The following is a 20,002-nucleotide window of genomic DNA, read 5'->3' as shown; positions in this document are numbered from 1 at the left end:
TAGTGAAATTTTTTAACCCAAACAAGCGAAACGTGTGTTTTAGAATGAGCAAATAACAAAAACATGACAGAGATCTAACAAATGGACGTAAAGTGACCGCCGGTCCCCCTCACCCCAGCCCTCTCCCATTGTAAAATCGGGGGATCCCATAAACAGCTGTTTAAGGGAGAGGGAGCGGGTACGGTGTTGTAGGTAAGAACGGAAGTCAGTCTGGAGGTATAAGGCAGAACGCCGTAGTCAACATTCGGTTCCCTCTCCCTTCTGGGAGAGAGTTAGAGTGATGGGGATGTTAGTTTTGTTCTGAGACCAGCACGGCCAGCGTATCCGGCTCCAGGGCGCGGAAGATGTGCGGCCGGTCGGCTGGATAGCAAATATAATCCCCGGCATTCAGCTCGGCAGGCTCTTCCACCAGCCCGACCAAGGCGCGCCCCTGGGTAATGACGATGTGTTCCACCGAGCCTAACGGGTGCGGATGAGAAAGACGGTCGGCTCCCGGCTGGGTCGTCAGCAGATAGATATCTCGCCGTGCGCCAGGTGGACAGGTTGCCAACAGCACCGCCGTATAGTTAGCCACCTCCGACACCACAGCCGCCCCTTCCCCACGCCGGATCACCTGCGTTTTACTCTGCTGCGGCTCCATCAAACGCGCAAAGGGGATATCCAGCGCAACGCAGAGTGCCCACAGCGTTTCGAGGCTCGGATTACCATTCCCCGCTTCCAGTTGAGACAGCGTTGATTTGGCAATTCCTGCCCGGCGAGCAATTTCTGCCAACGAGAGGCCTGTACGCTGGCGTTCGCGCACCAGAGCTTCCGCAATGATATTGATGGGTTGTTTCATAGGCCGCCTAACTCACCTTATAACGAACGATCGTTCGGCTTGTAAATCGAGATTGAAGTGTTCATTATAATAGAACAACCGTTCGTTTTGAGAAAGGCAGTGAGAAAAATAGTATGGCTAAAAACTTTTTCCCCTCGCTCGATAAGGGCGTGATCAAAGGGATCGCGCTGGTCTGCCTGGCGGATGGCATCGTGGGGATCTCCTATGGTTCGCTGGCGACCGGCCTGGGTTTCGAGCTCTGGGTCCCGCTGATGCTGTCGTTGCTGGTGTTGGCGGGCGCCTCTGAATTTCTGTTTATCGGCATCGTCGCCAGCGGTGGTAGCCCCTTCGCTGCGGTGGCAGCCGGGCTGCTGGTAAATGCACGCCACCTGCCGTTCGGTATGGCAGTGAAAGAGGTGATCGAGCGCAGCCGCTTTAAGTTATTGGGTTGCCATATCATGAATGATGAAAGCGTGGTGTTCGGCATTTCCCAACCGACGTTGGCCAAAAAACGGGCGGCCTACTGGCTCTGTGGGCTGGGGATTGCCGCCTGCTGGCCGTTGGGCGTGTTGATTGGCGGTACCATCGGCAGCTTTATTCCCGATATCAATGCCATCGGGCTGGACGCCGTGTTCCCCACCATTTTGCTGGCCTTGATTGTCAGTTCGCTGAAAAAACTGCGCACCTGTATTTCCGCCTGCTCCGGCACCCTGATTGCCCTGGCTAGCGTACCCTTGGTACCGATTGGCATGCCAGTACTGTTTTCACTGTTGGGTTTACTGATCAGAAAGCGAGAAAAATAATGGATAACCAAACACTTATCATCGGTATTCTGCTCCTTGCCAGCGGCACCTTTGCGTTTCGCTTTGCCGGTTTCCTGCTGGGCCGCAGCCTGAGCTTTTCTGACCGGGTTCAGGCCTTGCTCGCCGACTCTGCCACCACGTTGCTGCTCGCCGTAGCGGTGATCGCGACGCTGTTCGAAGGGCAACACTTTGCTGGTTATGCCCGTTTAGGCGGTGTGGCCGTGGGAGCATTATTAGCCTGGCGGAAAACACCGTTAATCGTGGTGTTGCTGGCTGCGGCGGCAGTGACGGCGCTGTTGCGGGTAGCCGGTGTGGCATAACTCACTGCTGGCCGGGTATGATAGCGGCCGGCAGGTATGCTGCCTCACCGTAGATGGGATAGAAATGGAGAAGCTCGCCACATTAGCCGTAGTTGGAATAGTGCTGCTTGCGCCCTGGACAGCGCTACAGGCCGTGACGCCAGTGGGCCCAGGTTTTACCCCTGACCGGCCTGCTTCGCTGTTTGACTGTCAGGCTCCGTTGATCAAGCTGTTAGCCAGCAGCAATCAGGCGCTGATCCGGGCGGAGAAAGTGCCAGCGAACAAGCTGGAAATCAATATTGAACCACGGGCCAACGGCATACAGGCCATTCAACTGTTCGACCGCCGCAAGTCAACCTCACCCGATTCGCCAGGGGCCGGACATCTTGGTTGGGTCATGTACGATCCGCAAACCGGCCAGCTACTGGATAACAGCGCCGACGAACAGCATCCGCTGCAACTCACCTTTAATCCACAGTACGGCAAACAATATCAGCAATGCCTACAGAAGGAGCAGCGCTGCGCGGCCATTCTGGACCAGATGAAATTAGGCCCAATCATCGCCGATTCCCCTAAATATGTGGTGCGTGGTAAAGGCCGGGCTTATTTTCACGTTGCCCCCACCGAGCAGTGCGTCAATGAGTCTCAATTTGTGATCCCGGATGACAAAGTGCAAGTGGTGGGTTATGCCGCGCTTGAACCCGTCGAAGGCGAGAAAAATGGCTATCTGTTAGTCGGTTATGGCAATGCCTCCGGCTGGATCAACGTTAACCGTCTGGCCCCGCTCGACGAGGTTTGCCACGATGCGCAGGCCAGCGCCGAATCCGCAATAAGCAAAACAGCCTCGCCTACGGCGAGGTTTCTGGTGAAGAACAAGAAACTCTATTTTTACGACTCGCCGGATAAGCTCTGTCAGGATGAAGGTGGGAAATTTGTCGTCAATGGCGATAGCGTGACCGCCACGCACGGACAGGCTTATAAGGGATTTTTGTTTGTGAGTTATTTTCACCCCAAAACCGGCGATAAAACCACGGGCTGGGTGAAGGCTGATGGTTTGGCTGGGCAATAAATGCAGATCCGATATTGCCTTATCCGCTGATTTTCCAGACGGGCTCAGCATGTTGTCAGCAGACTAAAACCCACCGAGCGGTGGGTTAGATATCGCTATTGATCCATCAGGCAGCCAGCTCAAATAAATAGAGCGTGTAGTCGACCTTGCTCGCCACATTACCCGGCGTTGCGCGGCCAGTACTGCAGATGTTTGCGGCAAAGGAGGCATAAACCTCACCATCCATCACCGGGACAAACGCCGAACTGACCAGTTGAGAGTGACTCCCTGCCTGGACAATATCGCCTTGCTGGTTACGCAGTTGGATCTGCACGTTACCCGCTTCCGCCATATTAATCAGGCCGCCGGTGGCAGCATCAACCGTGGCCCCCCCCTCAAAAAACACCAAGGCGTGAGTATATTGCTCCGGGATACCTGCAACGCGGATGTTAAATTGGTGTGGCATGGCCCTGTCGCCAGGATTTGCCAGCTGCACTTCGCTTACTGCACCAAGCTGCACGTAACCATTTTGGGTTTCGCTACCGTTAACGCTGACGGTGAGGCCAGCACTGCGTGGCTGCTGTACAATAATGCCACCCTCTTCAATCCCCATGGTTTGGGCAACGATTTGTCCAGCAAAGTTGATGGTTCCATTGACGGTATTATTCATGGTAAATATCCTTATTCTAATAAGAGAGCAGAGTGGTTCTGATGTCCCACCTGATTTAATTCGCAGTGTTTGTTCTGCTTAATTAAATATTATCCACTTAATGATAAGGATTCCTTCTGTTACCGTTGTGCTGTCAATGGCAGGACGGGGATAGTGTCAACCACCGCGAATAGTGCCACGCCATATAAAATCGGCATGATACATCCGCATTTCTCCTGGACTATCCAGCCCCTGCTCAGACTCCAGGTTTTCTTCCTTCTCCTCCTCCGCCATCAGCCATGCCACCGCATCCTGGGCAAACTGTTCCACTGGCTGGGTAAACGTGGTGAGGTTGTAGGAGGACCATGCCGCCTGCGGAATATCATCGAAGCCAGCAACACAAAGATCTTCTGGAATGCGTAGAGCAAAGCGATGGCGCGCCTCATCCATAAAGCCACAGGCCAGCAGATCGGTCACACAGAACACCGCATCAGGACGTTCCCGCCGGGTTAACAAGCGGTGCGCCAGGATCTGCCCACTCTCATAGGAGGTGGTGCCAAAACGTTCGACGGTGACCGCCAGCCCCGCCGCTTGCGCCGCCTGGATAAAACCACGTTCACGCGCCATCAGGCTTGGCGTGCCCGCCAAGGAGTTGGCAAACGCGATCCGCTGGCAACCCGCACGGGCAAACGCCATCACGATCCGCCCCGCCGCCTCTTCGTTATCCTGGTTGATACTGAGTGAACCCGGCAACGCGTCGTTACGGTTAATCAACACCAGCCGCTGGCCGTGCTTGTGGCACAGGCGAGCGATCGCACTGTCCGGCATGCCGGAGAGGACAAAAGAGGCATCCGCACGGAAGTTAATGGCCTGCTGCAACGCCTGCGATACGCTGTCATCGGGACGATCGGTGTTGATCAGCATGGTAATTTTTCCCGCTTCCTGCAAATGCTGGGTCAGTAATCTTACCAGGCTGGCCCGATAAGGCGTCGCCAGTTCTGACACGATCAGGCACACAATGCCGCTGCGATTACGCACCAACCCCCGCGCCAGATGATTAACGTGATAGCCCAGTTCTTCAGCGGCCCGCATTACCCTTGCACGGGTTACCGCCGACACGCTGGCACCGGGCGTATAGGTGCGAGAAACTGCCGAACGGGAGACCCCCGCCAGCTCCGCCACGTCTTTCGCACTGATCATCATTTTGTCTACCGCCATCTTTACACCCATCCATCGCGCGTTGGTGAAAATCTTGCCGCACTTTGCAAAGCTGTGCAAATTTTTATTGGCATAATTGTTCCATTTTTGTGACGAAGAGGTTGAATTATTTCGCAGCGCAATTGACAGTGCGATTTTTATCCTCTAGTTATTTGCACACACGTGCAAAGAAATGGCGACAACGTATCGCCACCCTACACCAACCAGGAGAACACCATGCATCGAGTCACTCTGATGGCGGCCATCGTCGCTGGCACCGCGCTCTCAGCCTTCTCTGTCCACGCTACCGAGCAGTTGAATATGATCTGTTCCGCTGACGTCGTGGTCTGTGAGCAAATGACCAACTTGTTTGAGCAACAGCATCCGGATATCAAAGTCAGTATGGTGCGCCTCTCCGCCGGGGAAGCCTATGCCCGTATTCGTACCGAAGCTCGCAACCCGCGCACCGATATCTGGTGGGCAGGCACTGGCGATCCGCATATGCAAGCTGCCAACGAAGGGTTAACCCAGGCCTACCAGTCACCGCTACTGGATCAACAGCAAGATTGGGCGCGTAAGCAGGCAGAAAGCGCCAACTATCGCACCGTGGGCATCTACGCCGGAGCGCTGGGCTGGGGTTACAACACCCAGTTACTGGAGCAGAAAAGAATCAAAGCCCCGACCTGCTGGAGCGATCTGCTAGACACGGCTTACAAGGGCGAGATCCAGATGGCTAACCCGAACTCTTCCGGCACCGCTTACAACACACTCGCCACTCTGGTTCAACTGATGGGCGAGGAGAAAGCCTTCGACTACCTGAAAAAACTCAACGCCAATATCTCGCAGTACACCAAGTCGGGTTCAGCACCGGTTAAAGCGGCGGCGCGCGGTGAAACCACCATCGGCATCGTCTTTATGCATGATGCCGTCGCCATGCAGGTGGATGGCTTCCCGGTCAAGGCCGTTGCCCCCTGTGAAGGCACCGGATTTGAAATTGGCTCCATGTCGATTGTCAAAGGTGCTCGTAACCTCGCTAGCGCCAAGGTGTGGTACGACTGGGCGCTGAGTGCCGAGGCTCAGTCACACATGAAAGACGCCAAATCTTACCAACTGCCGTCAAACCGTAACGCAGCGATCTCCGAATACTCTCCGCGCTTCGAAAACATCAAGCTGATTGATTACGACTTTAAAACCTATGGCGATACGGCAAAACGTAAAGAGTTGCTCAGCCGCTGGGATAAAGAGATCGGCGCCAATGCTCAATAATCATCACGTCATCCTCCTCCGCGCCGATGCGTTTGCTAAGGCGCTAACAGGAATCATGCATGTTTGAGGTCACAATGAATGCTCAAAACCGCCGATTGGATGGGGCTTTGGTGCTGGGAGCGCTGGCAGTGTTGCTGCTGCCCTGGTATAGCCAGGAAGCCGGATTCTTCGGCTTTGGCTGGCTGAATACGCTCTGGCAGGATCGGCAGAATGCCCCGGCCTTATGGCAGATACTGGCGTTTCAACGCCCCTGGCTGGCGATTGCCCTGTTACTGCTGTTAACGGGTGCGCTAGGTCGGCTGCTACAGGTGGGCCGGTTACGCTCCCAATTACTGATATATGCCAGTGCCGTGGGCATTTTGTTCCTGCTGTTTGAAGGCCATGCTATCGGCAACAACGGTTGGAACTGGCAATGGAGCGAACAGCTGTTTGGTGCGCTCGGTGACGGCCAACCCGCCTTTGGGGCCGGCGCGATCCTGCTTCTCACCACCTTTTTGCTGTTGTTCTCTTTTGGGCTTGCCGAACGTGGCGTGCTGAAGGGCGATGCCTTTGTCGTCAGCTCGATTGTACTACTGGTGGCGCTGGTCAGCACCTTCGTGCTCTATCCCGTACTGAGCATGTTCGTCGCCTCGGTACAGGACGTGGATGGCTCGTTTAAGCCAGATGGTCTGCTCACCAATATGCGCGATCCGGCGATCTGGAGCCTCAGTTGTTTAAGCGGTGGCACTTGCGGCACCGCCTGGCGCACTCTGTGGCTGGCACTGATGACCGCCAGCGGTTCTACGCTGCTTGGCCTGGCCTTTGCGCTGGCCGCCACCCGCACGCCACTGCCATTCAAGAAAGGGTTGCGCATGCTGTCCGTGCTGCCGATCATCACGCCGCCCTTCGTGATTGGCCTGGCGTTGATGCTGCTGTTTGGCCGTTCTGGTGTGGTGACCGAACTATTATTCACCCTATTCGGCATTGAGCCTGGCCGCTGGCTGTATGGTTTGACCGGGATCTGGATCGCTCAGGTGCTCTCCTTCACGCCGATCGCTTTTCTGGTGTTGATTGGCGTGGTGGAAGGCGTTAGCCCTTCGCTGGAGGAAGCCTCGCAAACCATGCGCGCCAATCGCTGGCGTACCTTCCGCTATGTTTCATTGCCGTTGATGGCACCTGGGCTGGCGAATGCCTTTCTGATCGGTTTTATCGAAAGCATGGCGGATTTCGGTAACCCAATGGTGCTTGGCGGCAGCCACGGGGTACTGTCGACCGAGATCTTCTTCTCGGTGGTCGGGGCGCAGAACGATCCGAGCCGCGCGGCGGTGCTGGCGATCATCCTGCTGTGCTTTACGCTCAGCGCCTTTGTTTTGCAGCGTCTGTGGCTGGCAGGGAAGAGCTTTGCCACCGTCACCGGCAAAGGGGATGCAGGCACGCACTGCGGGCTACCGCGCGGGTTGCGCTATGGCGTGTATCTGCTGGTGATCCCTTGGGGCCTGTTCACGCTGGTCGTCTACGGCATGATCCTGATCGGCGGGTTTGTCCAGTCCTGGGGACTAGACAGCAGTCTGACGTTGGCACATTACGCCCGTGCCTTCGGTTTTCACTGGAACGATGGCCAGATCGTCTGGACCGGCGTGGCTTGGAACTCGTTCTGGACCACCATGGAGATCTCGCTGATTGCCGCACCGCTCACGGCCATCGTCGGCATGCTGACCGCCTGGCTGATCGTGCGGCAAAAGTTTGTTGGCCGCCAGGCCTTCGAGTTTATGTTGATGCTCAGCTTTGCCATCCCCGGCACGGTGATCGGCGTCAGTTACATCATGGCCTATAACCTGCCACCGTTAGAGATCACCGGTACGGCTCTGATCCTCGTTGCCTGCTTTGTGTTCCGCAATATGCCGGTTGGCGTACGCGGTGGCATCGCCGCCATGAGTCAGTTGGATCGCAGTCTGGACGAGGCTTCGCTCACGCTACGCGCCAGCAGTTTCCGCACCCTGCGCAAGGTGATCCTGCCACTGTTGAAACCTGCTATCAGCGCGGCCCTGGTCTATGCCTTTGTGCGGGCGATCACTTCCATCAGCGCAGTGATCTTCCTCGTCAGTGCCCAGTACAACATGGCCACCTCCTACATCGTTGGGTTGGTTGAAAACGGAGAATACGGCGTGGCTATCGCCTACTCCTCAGTGCTGATCGTGGTGATGATGGCCGTGATCCTGACCTTCCAACTGCTGGTCGGCGAACGCCGCCTGCGCCGCGTATCCCGCATTGCCACACCGCCGGCGTTCCCTCCGGCAACCTTACAACAGGAGAATGCCGTATGACTGCCATTCGTTCCGGCTCGGTGGTGTTTGAAAACGTCACCAAACAGTTTGCCGATTTTGTCGCCCTGCCCGGCCTTTCTCTTACCGTCGAGCCAGGGACGCTAGTGACGCTGCTCGGTCCTTCCGGCTGCGGAAAGACCACCACGCTGCGTCTGCTGGCTGGCTTAGAGCACCCAACTTCGGGGCGCATCCTAATTGGCGGCAAAGACGTAACACATCTGCCCGCCAACGAGCGTGACATCGCGATGGTTTTCCAATCCTACGCCCTGTTCCCGCATATGAACGCGTTGGACAACGTGATGTACGGCCTGCTCGCCAGCAAGCTATCGCGTAAAGAGGCGCAGGATCGGGCACGTGAGGTGCTGAAGTTGGTTGGCCTGGAAAGCATGGGCCAACGTCTGCCCTCCGAGTTGTCTGGTGGACAGCAGCAGCGCATCGCCGTGGCGCGTGCGCTGGTGTTAGAACCGCAGGTGTTGTTGCTCGACGAACCCCTCTCCAACCTTGATGAACGCCTGCGCCGCCGCGTGCGTACCGAGATCCGCGATTTGCAACAGCGCCTCGGCTTTACGGCGGTGTACGTCACCCACGATCAGGAAGAAGCGTTGGCGGTTTCCGATAAGATTATTGTCATGAAAGACGGGCATATTGCCCAACAAGGGGCACCGCAGGAACTCTATCACTCCCCCGCTTCGGTGTTTATCGCCGACTTTATGGGCGAGGCGAATATCCTGCCCTGCGCGATTGAACGGGTGGAGGGGAATGAGGCGCTGATCAGCCTGGGCAACCGTCAATATCGGATACCGGGAGCCAAAGCCTCCCCCGGTGCCGCCCAACTTTCGGTACGCCCGCAGTTTATTACCCTGCATGCGGACCAGGCTGGCGCGTTGAACGGAGAAGTGACCCACAGCATCTGGCTCGGCGACCACATCGAATATGAAGTGAAAACCGACCTCGGCGCACTGTTTATCGTCGACGTGCAGATGGAGCGCCAACTGACGCCGATGACCCGCGTGGCCATTGATTTTAAACCTCAGGGGCTGGCGCTGATTGCCCAGTGAACCCAAATTTAAGGACTTGATATGAATGAGCAGATTTCCCAACGCCTGGCGTTGGCCGAGCAGGTCACACATGAGGCGGGAACCAAGGCGCTGGACTATTTCAACCGCCGCGAAAGCCTGGTGATTGAAACCAAGCGTGATGCGCAGGACGTGGTTTCCATCGCCGATCGCGAAGTTGAATTGTTGATCCGCGAGCGTATTGCACAGCAGTTCCCAGACGACGGTTTTCTCGGTGAAGAGTTTGGCCTGCAATCCGGCAGTTCGGGCTACACCTGGGTGGTTGATCCGATCGACGGCACCAGCCCCTTCGTCAACGGCATGCCGAACTGGTGCGTTTCCGTTGCCGTCATTCACCATGGCGATCCGGTGATTGGCGTGATTATGGCGCCTTGCCAGCAGGAGTGTTTTGTCGCGGCACGTGGCGCAGGCGCAACGCTTAATGGCAAGCCGCTACACGTCGATCCGGCGCGCACGCTGCAAAATCACATCACCGGCTTTGGTGCCAACAGCTATGTGGCCCCCGAACGCGTTGGTGAGATCGTCGCCGAGATCACGGCGGTTGGCGGCAATTTTTTCCGCAACGGTTCCGGGGCCATGATGTTGGCCTGGGTTGCCGCAGGCCGGCTGGTCGGTTACTACGAACCTTATATGCACGCCTGGGATTGTCTGGCGGGTTACTGCCTGGTGAACGAGGCTGGTGGTTGGACGCATCCATTTAATACTGGGGAAAACCACCTGCTGCACGGCGGGCCGGTGCTGGCCGTTGCCCCCGGAGCCAAGGATGAGCTGTTACGGATCGCACGGCTGTAACCCGTGTTCTCTCTGTTTGGGGCCGGACCATTGTCGACCCCGACGGATTAACAGGTTGAGCTTGTTTACTCAACCTGTTGTTCTTCAATATCATATTTCACTACCACATCGTTCAGATATAGCCGTTCGGACTGTAATACCACCGAGTCCTGCCCTTTGGTGGAGATATCACGCCAGATTTCATTCTGCCGGTGAACACGCTGTTGCCGACGGATAAATCGGTGAGATTTTTGGTAGATATGATATTTCACCGTGCGGGGGGCCGAACACAGCAGTTCACCTTCCAACTGGTGCTCCGCAACGTTGAACACGAGCTGAAAGCTATCCTGAGTCGGGTTATGCAGCACCAGATCGATATAGTTGTAGAAAATGGCGGCTCCCGAGCCAAAAGGCAAGATCCGCCCTTCGTCCGGGAAAGGATCAAAACTGTGATTTGCCCGTTCGACTACTACCAACGGTGAGTGGATTGCCATCCAGTGGATTAAATTGCTGAGCTGGCAAATCCCCCCGCCAATACCGCTGCGCGCTTCGCCAAACGACAGCTCCATCCCTTCAACAAAACCACGCGCGCGAGTCGGTTTCCCCACCAGCTTACAAAACGAGAAATACTCACCCGGCTTGATAATAATTCCGCTGGTTGCCGCAACTGCCAGCCGCAGATTAATCACTTTATTGTGCTGCAAGCCAATATCACTATTGCCCAGCTTGCGGATCAGCTTCGAGGTGTGCTTGATAAAACGGTGATCCAACCGCTGATCCGGCGTTCTCTCACTAGCGTACCGGCGCGATGACCATTGCCACGCAAGATGGCGCAAAACCCGCTTTTGCCGAACGCGCAGCCAATAAAGCAGCGGGTGATAAGATGATAGAGGCCTGCGCATAGTGTTAATCCATTACCCAGTAACTTACTGATAGAATTATAAAAAAACCATTAACCACCACGTTATGACGTAGTGGTCAGGGAAAAGCGCCGCTCAGTATACCCGAGCACGGGGCAAATCACTCAGCCTGGTGGTATAAGCCGGTGACAGCAGTTCACGCTTCATTGACCACACCTGCTGCGTTCCCTGGCCAGCAAACCACAACTTGGCCCGGCCCGAGTTATTGATGGAGTCCATCACCTTCATTAACTCTTCACTGCCATGCCGAGGCTGATACTCATCGAACATGTCGAGCTGTGCCACACCCTGGCTGAAAAAATCCTGCAGCATCACCCCGCCCTTATCGAAACGATGACCGGGTTGCCAAATGGCATCCAGGCAGCGCATCGCGGCGGCAATAATATCGCGGGTGTCTTGCGTTGGCGTATTCAATTTTACGCTGGCCGAATTGCCGTAATAGGCCTCGTGAGTGGCGAACGGGCTGGTTTTGATCCAGGCGCTGACGTGCCGACAATACTGCCGTTCTGCCCTCAGCTTTTCTGCCGCTCGTGTGGCATATAAACAAATCGCCTGATGCATATGTTCATACTCGGTGATGCGCTCACCAAAGCTGCGGCTGCTGATAATCTGCTGCTTGGTTGGCGCAAACTCTTCCAGCTCAAGGCAAGGCTCACCACACAGTTCCCGTACCGTACGTTCGACCACCACACTGAAGCGTTTACGTATCATGGTGGTACTGGCATCAGCCAGTTGCAGCGCACTTTCTATGCCCATCGCGTTCAGCTTTTTTGCTATCCGCCGCCCAATGCCCCAGACTTCCTCTACCGGCACCTTATTCATCAGCTTACGCTGCCGCTCCAGGCTGGAAAGGTCGACCACGCCGTTGGTTTGTTTCACCCATCTTTTGGCGGCAAAATTTGCCAGCTTGGCCAGCGTTTTGGTTTGCGCAATCCCGACCCCGATCTTTAGCCTCGTCTCGCTCCACACTTTGTCCCGGATCTGCCGCCCAAACAGTTCCAGATTGCCGCAATTAGGCACCGAGGAGAGATCGAGAAAGCTTTCATCGATAGAATAGATCTCAACGCGGGGGACCAACGCTTCCAATGCCGTCATCACCCGAGCTGACATATCGGCATACAGCTCGTAGTTGCTGCTAAAAGCGACGCCTCCCGCCCGTTCCAACTGCTGCTTGACCTTGAAATACGGCCCGGTCATCGCCATCCCCAATTTTTTGGCCTCTTGGTTACGGGCCACCACGCAGCCATCATTGTTTGATAACACCACCACCGGGCGGCCACGCAGATCGGGCCGCCACAGCATTTCACAGCTGGCATAAAAGTTGTTCACATCGGCCAGCGCGTACATTACTTCAGCCTCGTAATAGTCGACACCACGACGCCAACGATATCTAAATCTTCAGCTCCATCATGTAGCGGGATGGGCTGGTAGTTGGGATTCATCGGTTCGAGCTGCACGATTGGCCGCAGACATAACCGCTTTACCGTGAACTCCCCGCCAACGCTGGCGATCACGATATCGCCATGATCGGCCCCAATGCTGCAATCGACCACCAGCATCGAGCCATCAGTAATGCCCGCCTCCAACATGCTTTCACCGGAGGCGTAGAGAAAGTAAGTGGCATTCGGGTGGCTGATGCAATATTCGTTGAGATCGATCCTGGCATGGACGTAGTCCTGCGCCGGGCTTGGGAAGCCAGCAGGCACCCGATCGGAAAACAGTGGCAGGTACAATTTCTCTGGGGTTGGTGTTGGAACAAAGTGTTTCATCGGACATGTCTCTATACTGTGTTTTTATACAGTATAGATATGCCGAATGGTGGGAGGAAGAGAGATTTTCACCATGAATGATATGGCTATGATCGGTAAGGAAAGAAAGTTGGCCTCTCTGCCAATACTCATCATCGGCTAAGATAGGGGCCGCCGACATGGAACCCATTGATTTATTGGGTAACTATCGTTGAAATAATTACCCAGAGCTGGCCAGTAGCTAGTCAAATACCCCATTGATGACAGAGGCAACAATAGCCGTGCTTAAGGCCACCAGGACTAAATCATTCCCGGCGATACGCCATTCATAGCCAGGATAAGATGGCAGTTGTCCCAGCATTGAAGCAGGCACCCTTTTCTTGGCGATCCCTGGCGGCAATGGCTTGCCCCGTGCCAGGTTCTTGGCAATGCCGGGAGGTAAAGATTGATACCCGGTTAATCCATAGTTTACCGCCAGGGGCCGGACACGGTCATAATTGATATTCACGGTAACCAGATCATCATGACCGCCCTTGGCTTTTTTGCCTTTGTCTGAATGGTCTTTGCCTGAATTACCCTTCCCATGATTGTCGCCATGGTTAGCGGAATTACCATGCCCACCTCCATTACCATTCCCTGGATTGGCCATAACAGAGGCTGAGGAAGTGAACACGATCAACGCAAGTGCGAGGGCAGACCAGCGATGTTTGAGCATTTTAAATAACCTCAATGAGGGGATACCCGATCAATCTAGTCCTCCCCTAACTACCGAGCAATATGGATTCATCTTATAGTGGGTTTTATGCTAAGTTGATTCATGCGTTGCAGGGCTAACCAGGCGGGCTTTATGAAAATTATTGCAGGTACCCTTTTAGTCATCCTGCTGGCAGGATGCACTTCAGTCAGTGTTTCTGGCTCTGGCGGTAGTTCGGGGCGTTCAACGGCCACTATTGGTATCGGTTCTGGCGTCCGCCTTTGATGCAGGCACTCGCGCAGTCCTTCTGGCTGGTGCAAAGACGTTAACTCAGTTTTTTTCGTAGAGATCGATAATCTCGTACTCTCCGCCGATCACGGGTTTGCATAAAATTTTATAGCCGTCGCTATCAAAGCCCGGCGCAGCAATCATTAACTCCCTCGCTTCATCCAGGCTATCTACTGAACCCAACCACAGCCAGTGGTGAATAATATGGTACTGCGCCATATCAGCCCCCTGCTCTCGCAAGGCTATCGGGCCACGCCACGGCCAGCACACCACGCGGCTTTGCTCAAGCGCTGAGGCCAACCTCTGCCGATGATCGGCCAGACTTTCTTTACCACAGCAGGCTCCGGCACAACGCTTCAGTGCAGAACGAAAACAAGGGCGGCCTTTGCTTAATGGTTCAAGCCCCAACAGCCCATAACAGAGTTGATGCTGATCGGCGATAGACTGCAACGCTTGTAGTGCCGCCCGCCGGTTGGCAAAAAGGCCAAACAACCCAGCGTGCCGAGCAAAATCCACCTCTTTGGCATATACCACCGTGGGTTTGTCATCATTGAGTTGCAATGCGCAGAGCTGCCTGTTGCGACGCAGGCGTTTATTGAACAGCGGTTGCTGCTGTTTAATCAGTTGCGCTTCCAGCAACAACGCCCCTATTTCACCCGCCGTCCTGATAAAGGTGATACGCCTGGCCTGGCGCAGCATGGCCGCTTCGTCCGGGGTGCGCAAATGTGCAAGCACCCGGCTGCGAAGGTTCACGCTTTTACCGATGTAGAGCGGCATGGTCTCGCTTTCACCGTGGAACAGGTACACTCCAGGTAAAGGGGGCAAGCCTTCCAGCCATTGGCGAAGGTGTTCCGGGTATTGGTAGATAGCTTCCGCTTCAAACTCAAGCCTTGGTGCGGCAGAACGTCTGGTCAATCGTACTCTCCATACTGATTTTTTATACAGTATAGCGGGGTTATGTGGGGGGTTGAAGGGGGTTGTGGTCAATACAGCATCAATGATCGTCCCCCCACCCTAGCCCCTTTACTGACCGGGGACGGTACGTGCTACATGTTAATACAGTTCCTGACCGCAACTGCGGACTAGCTCCCTCTCCCTGTGGGAACGTTAATGTTACCTAAGATGTGTTCGGGGAGAGGGTTGGGGTGAGGGGTGGCGGTTTTCGCGATGCAGTTAAAAACCGTTATAAATCAGAAAAATAAAAAAAGACCGAGTACGATTCCTTTATGTGTCAATTTATAAATAAATCATTAAAATTCAATGTGATAAGATCAAAACCCATCAAAATCAACCTCTCAATACCTTCGTTTTACATCCTTTAGTTTCAAATACCTATCAGATTTCTCGTTTCAATTCGGGAAAATTTCGGCACCAAAAACCGCAAAATTCGACACCTATATTATGACCGGTCACCATTACCTCTAACCAAAGCAGCCGCATCCCTCAGCACGCCTTTGTAAAGCGTGTTGCCTACAGCCTTTCGTTTCAACTCCAAATAGTCAGTGATATTGGGGCGATTCACGCCCATGCCATTAGCGATCAGATCGATCACCGCAGCCCCAATCTCGTTGGCTATGAACACCGCACGTTCTTCGTTGATTTCCATTTCCATCCCATCAAAGTGTGATTTTCATTCAGATTAACATGCATTGTGTTGAAGCGTAAAAGTACAGATTGCTGGTTAGCCGCCCTACCGATCCTAACCTGGTTAGAACGTATGTAACCGGCAACGGGCAGCTTTTCAAACATGCTTTATCTTGCTCGCAAGAGTCTCACTTTGTGTTTCATGCTCAAAATAGGTTTCTCAATTATCAAGTAGCAAATTAACCCACCGACGACACCTGCAATGACCGCGCCAATAGAGTATATAACCGCACCCGACATCGATGATATGCCGCCGTTAATGCGAGTTTCAATGATATACCACGCCCGCTGAGCGAACGGGTGTGCCAAGTACATAGAGTAGGATGCACCACCGAGTAAAAGTGCAAACTTATTCGGTTTGCTGGTAAAGGATTTTTCAAAAACAAGACTCGCGGCTACTAACAACACAGCACCAGGCCCAAATGCAATCACACGCGATAAAATGGCCTCATTCATAGTACCCCACGACAAAAGCACCACAGCTAACCCAATGAAGGCAAAACCATACTTAACATTCAATTTTGACAACCCGTTAACGATAACTCCAAGAATAACTCCGGCAAGAAACTCTAACAACAGAGGGTTGGTATAGGTTAAAGCAGCAGCGCCCTGAGGATTAAATAAAGCCCCAGCAATAACGAGAGTGCAAAATGAAATTATTAAAATAGCAAGACGAACTCTAACAACAGGCACAAACAAAGATAGTGCAAAAATAACATAAAAGAACATTTCATAAACTAAAGTCCATCCTACAGTATACAACGGGGTGATATCGCCCACGTCGGGATTATATGTAGGCACCAAAAAGAATGACTTTATCAAAAATGATACATCAAGACTTCTTTGATTTAAGAAAGCTGAAGGCACAGCAAAAATGGAAACGAGAAGGACACATGTAAAAATCCAGTAAAGTGGAAATACTCTAAATAGTCTGGCTTTAAAAAAACCGGCCGGGGATGCTTTTTTATGTGTCGTTGTGGTCCACATTATGAACCCAGATATGACAAAAAAAACATCCACGCCAAAGCTCCCAAGTGGATATGGGAAGTATGGGGTTACAGCCACCATCGCCATTGAATGGTAGACAACGACCAGAATTGCTGCTAGCCCACGTAAATATTGAATTCCTACATATTGCTTCAACAAATGCCTCCAACACTATTTTAAATTCCACTAACTAGCTATACAGGCGGTGTAGGCCACTCAATATCCGCCCCCATACCGACATCCACACGACTAAGTAGCACACTGTAACGCTCCCAGGCCGCAAGCTGACTCTTTTCATCATCGGTCGCCATGTCAAGCCTCACAGCACGTTCAAGACGTAGAATAATAGCATCAGACTCATCGATTAGTTGTTGTTTTTTTATGCCTACATACTCTTTAGTTTGCTCTTCGCTTGGTGGTGAAAGGTTGACCCAAGCAGGCATGCCTTTTTTGCTACCCCGGACTTTCCCTTCCGGTGGTTGCTCGATGAATGCGGCATATGCTTCATCTGTAACATCAAGCAGGTCTGGTGGTAATGTGCCAGCCTCTTCATAGCATTCGAGTAGTTCTATCGGATAAAAGCTGTTTGTTTTTGCGCTGAACTTATACTTACCCATAATCAGTACCCTATCGCCATCCAAAATGACTGAATTTCATTGCTACCAGATATATAATTGAATCCCTGACCGTCTTCACCGTTTGCAAAAACGTTAGCGTTGCTTCCCCCCGCGTTAGAGTTCCTTAATGTGAGTTGCACATTAACGCATGCATTGGGGAAGGCTACCGGAAACCAAACACGAGTAGATTCCCCTGTTCTGGTAAGAATTCCCCATTGCGTAATGAATCCCGTAGTTGCATCACGGAACCACCCGGCAGACTGCAAAGATGAGGTGGGTTTCCTTGCACAGTTAGTATTAGCCCAATCGATGGCGGAATTTTTGGCATCATTAGCTTTATTTAAAATCCAGTTACTCAAATAGCCATTATCCCACACAGATCCCTTAACATTTCCGTCCGTGGCAAATATCGTCCCATTGCTTAGGATAACCTGAGGGTTGACGCCTATTACTGATAATTGCCCATCATTCCGCAATGAGCAATAAGAATCTGTCGAACCATATTTATTGTGTAATGAAACTTCAGCACTTTCCCCTGATGTTTCATTGTAATAAAGCTCGGTAAATATAGTATCAGCTATTGTTAGCCGCATCCCTCCAGCTTGGCGGTGTACCTTGCCACCACCGTCTGTATACGTGGTATAGCCATTTTTGTTGATGAAATCAGCATTATTGATGCTCAGCGGGCCTGTCAGAGTACCTCCGGTGATAGGTAAAGCACCGGTATCCGTTGCAGTCGGTTTATTGGCTTGGTCATAGAACATGACCCAACCTTGCCAGACACCATTTCTCAAGGCATTACGGTAGACTTTGTCATATACGCTCCCCTTATCCACCAGAGCTTTCGCTATCAAAATCCCGTATTGGTTACCACTGTTAGCAGTCAATGACCAGTCCAATTCATAGGCCACCGCTATTGAGGGCATGTCAGGCGAAGGGGCATTAACGGCATATTTGCCGCTACCCATCGCTTTAAGCTCCGTCAGTGTGTTGACCTTTGAGATTTCCGGAGTTGCTCCACCAAGCCCAAAAGCGCCTACTTGCATTAATCGGCCCGCAGTTGCGTCAGTGACTGACGTTTGCGCATCACGAAACGCCGCAGTCCCCAATCCTGCATAAATTGCTCCGGGGTTTGCAACGTTGAAGAAGGTCTTCGTGTTGTCCATCAGGCACACCAGAGCCACGTCCTTCAGGATATCGTTAGCAACCAACGCAGCTTTATTCCCTTTATACAGAGGGAAAGTCCCTAGAACGCGCCCGCCCATTGTAAGCTGCAGCGTACTGGCACCTGTATTGTTCTGCGTGGGATAGACGATGACCGGCGATCTCAGCACCCAATCGGTGGATCCGTTCAGGAAATAGGTGGCTGGTAGCTCCAGCGTCAATGCATTTGCAGTTCCCCCGGCCACTGCGGCAGTATAATGGCCACTTTGAAGCTGCTCGATCTGAACGAACTGGTTTTCTGAACCACGCGTCGCAAAGTTGGCTATAACATCGTTCAAGGACCAACCTTTAGCTGTTGTCCCTTCTTGGCCGCGAACAACCGTCAGCATGTCGTTGCTGACCGAGATCAGATGACACACTTCAAATACCGTTTCTTTGGCGTCCGTCAGAGTGATTTTGGCGTAAGTTTTAAGAATATTTGAACTGTTGGCATAATCGTAAGTAAGCAAGCCTGCAAAACGCGCTCCAGTACCTGGCGTCACCTGCATGGTCGTTTGATTCGCCGTGATATCCGCAGCCAGAGACGATACGACATTGTTTCCAAATCCAATTATCATCATTCATCCTCGTATTATAACCCCCGCAACTGCAGGGGTTAATTTAGTTAAGGTCACCCCAATTTCATCACGCAACCAAGAAAACCATCAGAAACACAGTTATTTTACGTGTGAATATAGATTTGGCTGGTGAATGATAGGGAATTGATTTAGAGGGAAGTAAAGCGTTAGATAGTGCTGTAGTAGTCTGCCATATTGCCGATGACCCCCTGATTAACCGCTCCCTTATCGCTCGGATACATGATGATTTCAGCGATTTTGCTGTTCGGGTTGGATGCCTCTGTCACCGGGTTTATCCCCCTACGTGTAGCGCCAATCGTCGCCTGCTCCAAATGCATTCCGATGGCATTCATATCACCTGGAGTTCCCACCGCGGAGCCATCAACAGCAAAGGCCGTTAATCCCGAGCGGATCAGGCCGCCTGACCGCCCCGCGGTTTTCAGGGCTGTCGGTGATACGACAGATTTTATCGCTGTTGATGTTCGAACAATACGCAAGAACATCCCCACCCCTCCATTCACTCCGGAATACTGGCCATTGCACTGGAACAGCAGCAGATCGTTATCATTCGCTACCGTCGAATCCCTGGCGGCCATTGAAAGAACGGTAAACGATGCAGTCGTCTTTGTTTCTGCAACAAAGAACATCGAGAGCTCTGCGTTTGCCGCTTTGAACTGCTGGGGCAGAGCCTGGGGAATAGAAAGGAAATCATCGACACCATCGAACATGATTGATGGCTTACCGTTCAGAAGAACCGGGGTGCCACCGGATATTACTTTGGGCTGGAATCCGGCAGTTGGTTGCGTTGCATGTAAGCCGTTGCCAGTCTGGTCATAGAGTGTAACCACTGTACCATCACCGCTGCCAACGAACAGTTTGACGTCATCGATGCTAACGGCGTTGTTAACAGCGTAGAAGTCCATGGTTAAGTTGTCAGAAGATCGACGAATGGTGACGAGTGGCCCGGCATAAATACCACTACCTACCTGGCGCAAACTGTAAGCAGCGGCCGCACCAGGGTACATGCCGAGCAGGCGATCGGCGCCGATAAAGTTTGTGAAAACAGTTCCTGAGGCAATTATTTTTGTCGCCAT

General features: G+C 53.0%; 20 protein-coding genes. 7 read left to right on the top strand and 13 right to left on the bottom strand.

All coding sequences use genetic code 11. The features are described from left to right. Nucleotides 1–289 precede the first annotated feature (289 nt). Nucleotides 290–838, bottom strand: a complete 549-nt coding sequence (locus ACMV5H_RS17755; protein ID WP_021181074.1) for a helix-turn-helix domain-containing protein — start codon at nt 836–838, stop codon at nt 290–292. 113 nt (nt 839–951) lie between these two features. On the opposite strand from ACMV5H_RS17755, the gene ACMV5H_RS17750 reads away from it, so the two are divergent. From ACMV5H_RS17750 to ACMV5H_RS17740, 3 genes are all read left to right on the top strand, one after another. Next, complete coding sequence (locus ACMV5H_RS17750; RefSeq protein ID WP_115158007.1) at nt 952–1,620, top strand: AzlC family ABC transporter permease; 669 nt, start codon at nt 952–954, stop codon at nt 1,618–1,620. After that, entirely contained in the window at nt 1,620–1,940 is a 321-nt protein-coding gene (locus tag ACMV5H_RS17745; RefSeq protein ID WP_021806744.1) for an AzlD domain-containing protein, read from the top strand. Before ACMV5H_RS17750 ends, ACMV5H_RS17745 begins: the two co-directional genes overlap by 1 nt. A 64-nt stretch (nt 1,941–2,004) precedes the next feature. Then, on the top strand, nt 2,005–2,988 hold the full coding sequence (locus tag ACMV5H_RS17740) for a hypothetical protein (protein ID WP_414822228.1): 984 nt from the start codon (nt 2,005–2,007) through the stop codon (nt 2,986–2,988). Nucleotides 2,989–3,094: 106 nt separating this feature from the next. Here the strand turns inward: ACMV5H_RS17740 and ACMV5H_RS17735 are convergent, their stop codons facing one another. Both ACMV5H_RS17735 and ACMV5H_RS17730 read right to left on the bottom strand, forming a co-directional pair. After that, nucleotides 3,095–3,637, bottom strand: a complete 543-nt coding sequence (locus ACMV5H_RS17735) for a fimbrial protein (RefSeq protein WP_414822227.1) — start codon at nt 3,635–3,637, stop codon at nt 3,095–3,097. A 156-nt stretch (nt 3,638–3,793) separates the two neighbouring features. After that, nucleotides 3,794–4,834 (bottom strand): LacI family DNA-binding transcriptional regulator, encoded by a 1,041-nt coding sequence (locus ACMV5H_RS17730; protein WP_024528810.1) that lies wholly within the window; start codon nt 4,832–4,834, stop codon nt 3,794–3,796. A 216-nt stretch (nt 4,835–5,050) separates the two neighbouring features. Here ACMV5H_RS17730 and ACMV5H_RS17725 point away from each other — a divergent pair, with 216 nt between their 5' ends. The 4 genes from ACMV5H_RS17725 (at nt 5,051) to ACMV5H_RS17710 (ending at nt 10,250) form a co-directional block, all read left to right on the top strand. Further along, the gene (locus ACMV5H_RS17725; protein ID WP_115158010.1) at nt 5,051–6,079 is read left to right on the top strand and encodes an ABC transporter substrate-binding protein; all 1,029 of its coding nucleotides are present in this window, start codon (nt 5,051–5,053) and stop codon (nt 6,077–6,079) included. Nucleotides 6,080–6,153: 74 nt separating this feature from the next. Further along, nucleotides 6,154–8,382 carry an ABC transporter permease gene (locus tag ACMV5H_RS17720; protein WP_414822237.1) on the top strand — a complete coding sequence of 743 codons (2,229 nt, stop codon included), beginning with the start codon at nt 6,154–6,156 and terminating at the stop codon, nt 8,380–8,382. Then, on the top strand, nt 8,379–9,440 hold the full coding sequence (locus ACMV5H_RS17715) for an ABC transporter ATP-binding protein (RefSeq protein ID WP_414822226.1): 1,062 nt from the start codon (nt 8,379–8,381) through the stop codon (nt 9,438–9,440). Before ACMV5H_RS17720 ends, ACMV5H_RS17715 begins: the two co-directional genes overlap by 4 nt. A 21-nt stretch (nt 9,441–9,461) precedes the next feature. After that, nucleotides 9,462–10,250, top strand: coding sequence for an inositol monophosphatase family protein (locus ACMV5H_RS17710; RefSeq protein ID WP_115158012.1), 789 nt, complete (start codon nt 9,462–9,464; stop codon nt 10,248–10,250). A 65-nt stretch (nt 10,251–10,315) separates the two neighbouring features. Here ACMV5H_RS17710 and ACMV5H_RS17705 read toward each other — a convergent pair whose 3' ends face one another. The 10 genes from ACMV5H_RS17705 to ACMV5H_RS17660 all read right to left on the bottom strand — a co-directional run bounded on the left by ACMV5H_RS17705 (nt 10,316) and on the right by ACMV5H_RS17660 (nt 20,002). Then, nucleotides 10,316–10,999 carry a VanW family protein gene (locus ACMV5H_RS17705; RefSeq protein ID WP_258557341.1) on the bottom strand — a complete coding sequence of 228 codons (684 nt, stop codon included), beginning with the start codon at nt 10,997–10,999 and terminating at the stop codon, nt 10,316–10,318. 225 nt (nt 11,000–11,224) lie between these two features. Continuing rightward, entirely contained in the window at nt 11,225–12,496 is a 1,272-nt protein-coding gene (umuC, locus tag ACMV5H_RS17700; protein WP_115158014.1) for a translesion error-prone DNA polymerase V subunit UmuC, read from the bottom strand. Beyond that, the gene (gene umuD / locus ACMV5H_RS17695; protein WP_414822225.1) at nt 12,496–12,918 is read right to left on the bottom strand and encodes a translesion error-prone DNA polymerase V autoproteolytic subunit; all 423 of its coding nucleotides are present in this window, start codon (nt 12,916–12,918) and stop codon (nt 12,496–12,498) included. Before umuD ends, umuC begins: the two co-directional genes overlap by 1 nt. A gap of 220 nt (nt 12,919–13,138) precedes the next feature. Next, nucleotides 13,139–13,612, bottom strand: a complete 474-nt coding sequence (locus tag ACMV5H_RS17690) for an anti-virulence regulator CigR family protein (protein WP_115158016.1) — start codon at nt 13,610–13,612, stop codon at nt 13,139–13,141. Between the two features lie 309 nt (nt 13,613–13,921). Beyond that, nucleotides 13,922–14,794, bottom strand: a complete 873-nt coding sequence (cho, locus tag ACMV5H_RS17685; protein ID WP_115158017.1) for an excinuclease Cho — start codon at nt 14,792–14,794, stop codon at nt 13,922–13,924. A gap of 484 nt (nt 14,795–15,278) precedes the next feature. Then, nucleotides 15,279–15,485, bottom strand: a complete 207-nt coding sequence (locus ACMV5H_RS17680) for a hypothetical protein (RefSeq protein WP_414822224.1) — start codon at nt 15,483–15,485, stop codon at nt 15,279–15,281. Between the two features lie 146 nt (nt 15,486–15,631). Beyond that, nucleotides 15,632–16,666, bottom strand: coding sequence for an acyltransferase family protein (locus ACMV5H_RS17675; RefSeq protein WP_414822223.1), 1,035 nt, complete (start codon nt 16,664–16,666; stop codon nt 15,632–15,634). A 38-nt stretch (nt 16,667–16,704) separates the two neighbouring features. After that, nucleotides 16,705–17,127 (bottom strand): tail fiber assembly protein, encoded by a 423-nt coding sequence (locus ACMV5H_RS17670; RefSeq protein WP_414822222.1) that lies wholly within the window; start codon nt 17,125–17,127, stop codon nt 16,705–16,707. Nucleotides 17,128–17,129: 2 nt separating this feature from the next. Further along, nucleotides 17,130–18,908 (bottom strand): gp53-like domain-containing protein, encoded by a 1,779-nt coding sequence (locus ACMV5H_RS17665; protein WP_414822236.1) that lies wholly within the window; start codon nt 18,906–18,908, stop codon nt 17,130–17,132. A gap of 167 nt (nt 18,909–19,075) precedes the next feature. Continuing rightward, entirely contained in the window at nt 19,076–20,002 is a 927-nt protein-coding gene (locus ACMV5H_RS17660) for a hypothetical protein (RefSeq protein WP_414822221.1), read from the bottom strand.

This window comes from Serratia sp. N21D137, from assembly GCF_047530005.1.
Classification (GTDB): Bacteria; Pseudomonadota; Gammaproteobacteria; order Enterobacterales; family Enterobacteriaceae; genus Chania; species Chania fonticola_B.
Note: the sequence above shows the minus strand (reverse complement) of the source record. Positions and strands in the feature narration are given on the sequence as shown.

Bases quoted from the DNA above. Each gene is read 5' to 3' on its own strand.
- umuD (WP_414822225.1), bottom strand. From the start codon at position 12,918: ATGAAACACTTTGTTCCAACACCAACCCCAGAGAAATTGTACCTGCCA.
- ACMV5H_RS17715 (WP_414822226.1), top strand. From the start codon at position 8,379: ATGACTGCCATTCGTTCCGGCTCGGTGGTGTTTGAAAACGTCACCAAA.
- ACMV5H_RS17720 (WP_414822237.1), top strand. From the start codon at position 6,154: ATGAATGCTCAAAACCGCCGATTGGATGGGGCTTTGGTGCTGGGAGCG.
- ACMV5H_RS17710 (WP_115158012.1), top strand. From the start codon at position 9,462: ATGAATGAGCAGATTTCCCAACGCCTGGCGTTGGCCGAGCAGGTCACA.
- ACMV5H_RS17660 (WP_414822221.1), bottom strand. From the start codon at position 20,002: ATGGCGACAAAAATAATTGCCTCAGGAACTGTTTTCACAAACTTTATC.
- ACMV5H_RS17745 (WP_021806744.1), top strand. From the start codon at position 1,620: ATGGATAACCAAACACTTATCATCGGTATTCTGCTCCTTGCCAGCGGC.
- ACMV5H_RS17725 (WP_115158010.1), top strand. From the start codon at position 5,051: ATGCATCGAGTCACTCTGATGGCGGCCATCGTCGCTGGCACCGCGCTC.
- ACMV5H_RS17690 (WP_115158016.1), bottom strand. From the start codon at position 13,612: ATGCTCAAACATCGCTGGTCTGCCCTCGCACTTGCGTTGATCGTGTTC.
- ACMV5H_RS17730 (WP_024528810.1), bottom strand. From the start codon at position 4,834: ATGGCGGTAGACAAAATGATGATCAGTGCGAAAGACGTGGCGGAGCTG.
- ACMV5H_RS17680 (WP_414822224.1), bottom strand. From the start codon at position 15,485: ATGGAAATCAACGAAGAACGTGCGGTGTTCATAGCCAACGAGATTGGG.
- ACMV5H_RS17670 (WP_414822222.1), bottom strand. From the start codon at position 17,127: ATGGGTAAGTATAAGTTCAGCGCAAAAACAAACAGCTTTTATCCGATA.
- umuC (WP_115158014.1), bottom strand. From the start codon at position 12,496: ATGTACGCGCTGGCCGATGTGAACAACTTTTATGCCAGCTGTGAAATG.
- ACMV5H_RS17755 (WP_021181074.1), bottom strand. From the start codon at position 838: ATGAAACAACCCATCAATATCATTGCGGAAGCTCTGGTGCGCGAACGC.
- ACMV5H_RS17665 (WP_414822236.1), bottom strand. From the start codon at position 18,908: ATGATAATTGGATTTGGAAACAATGTCGTATCGTCTCTGGCTGCGGAT.
- ACMV5H_RS17750 (WP_115158007.1), top strand. From the start codon at position 952: ATGGCTAAAAACTTTTTCCCCTCGCTCGATAAGGGCGTGATCAAAGGG.
- ACMV5H_RS17735 (WP_414822227.1), bottom strand. From the start codon at position 3,637: ATGAATAATACCGTCAATGGAACCATCAACTTTGCTGGACAAATCGTT.
- ACMV5H_RS17740 (WP_414822228.1), top strand. From the start codon at position 2,005: ATGGAGAAGCTCGCCACATTAGCCGTAGTTGGAATAGTGCTGCTTGCG.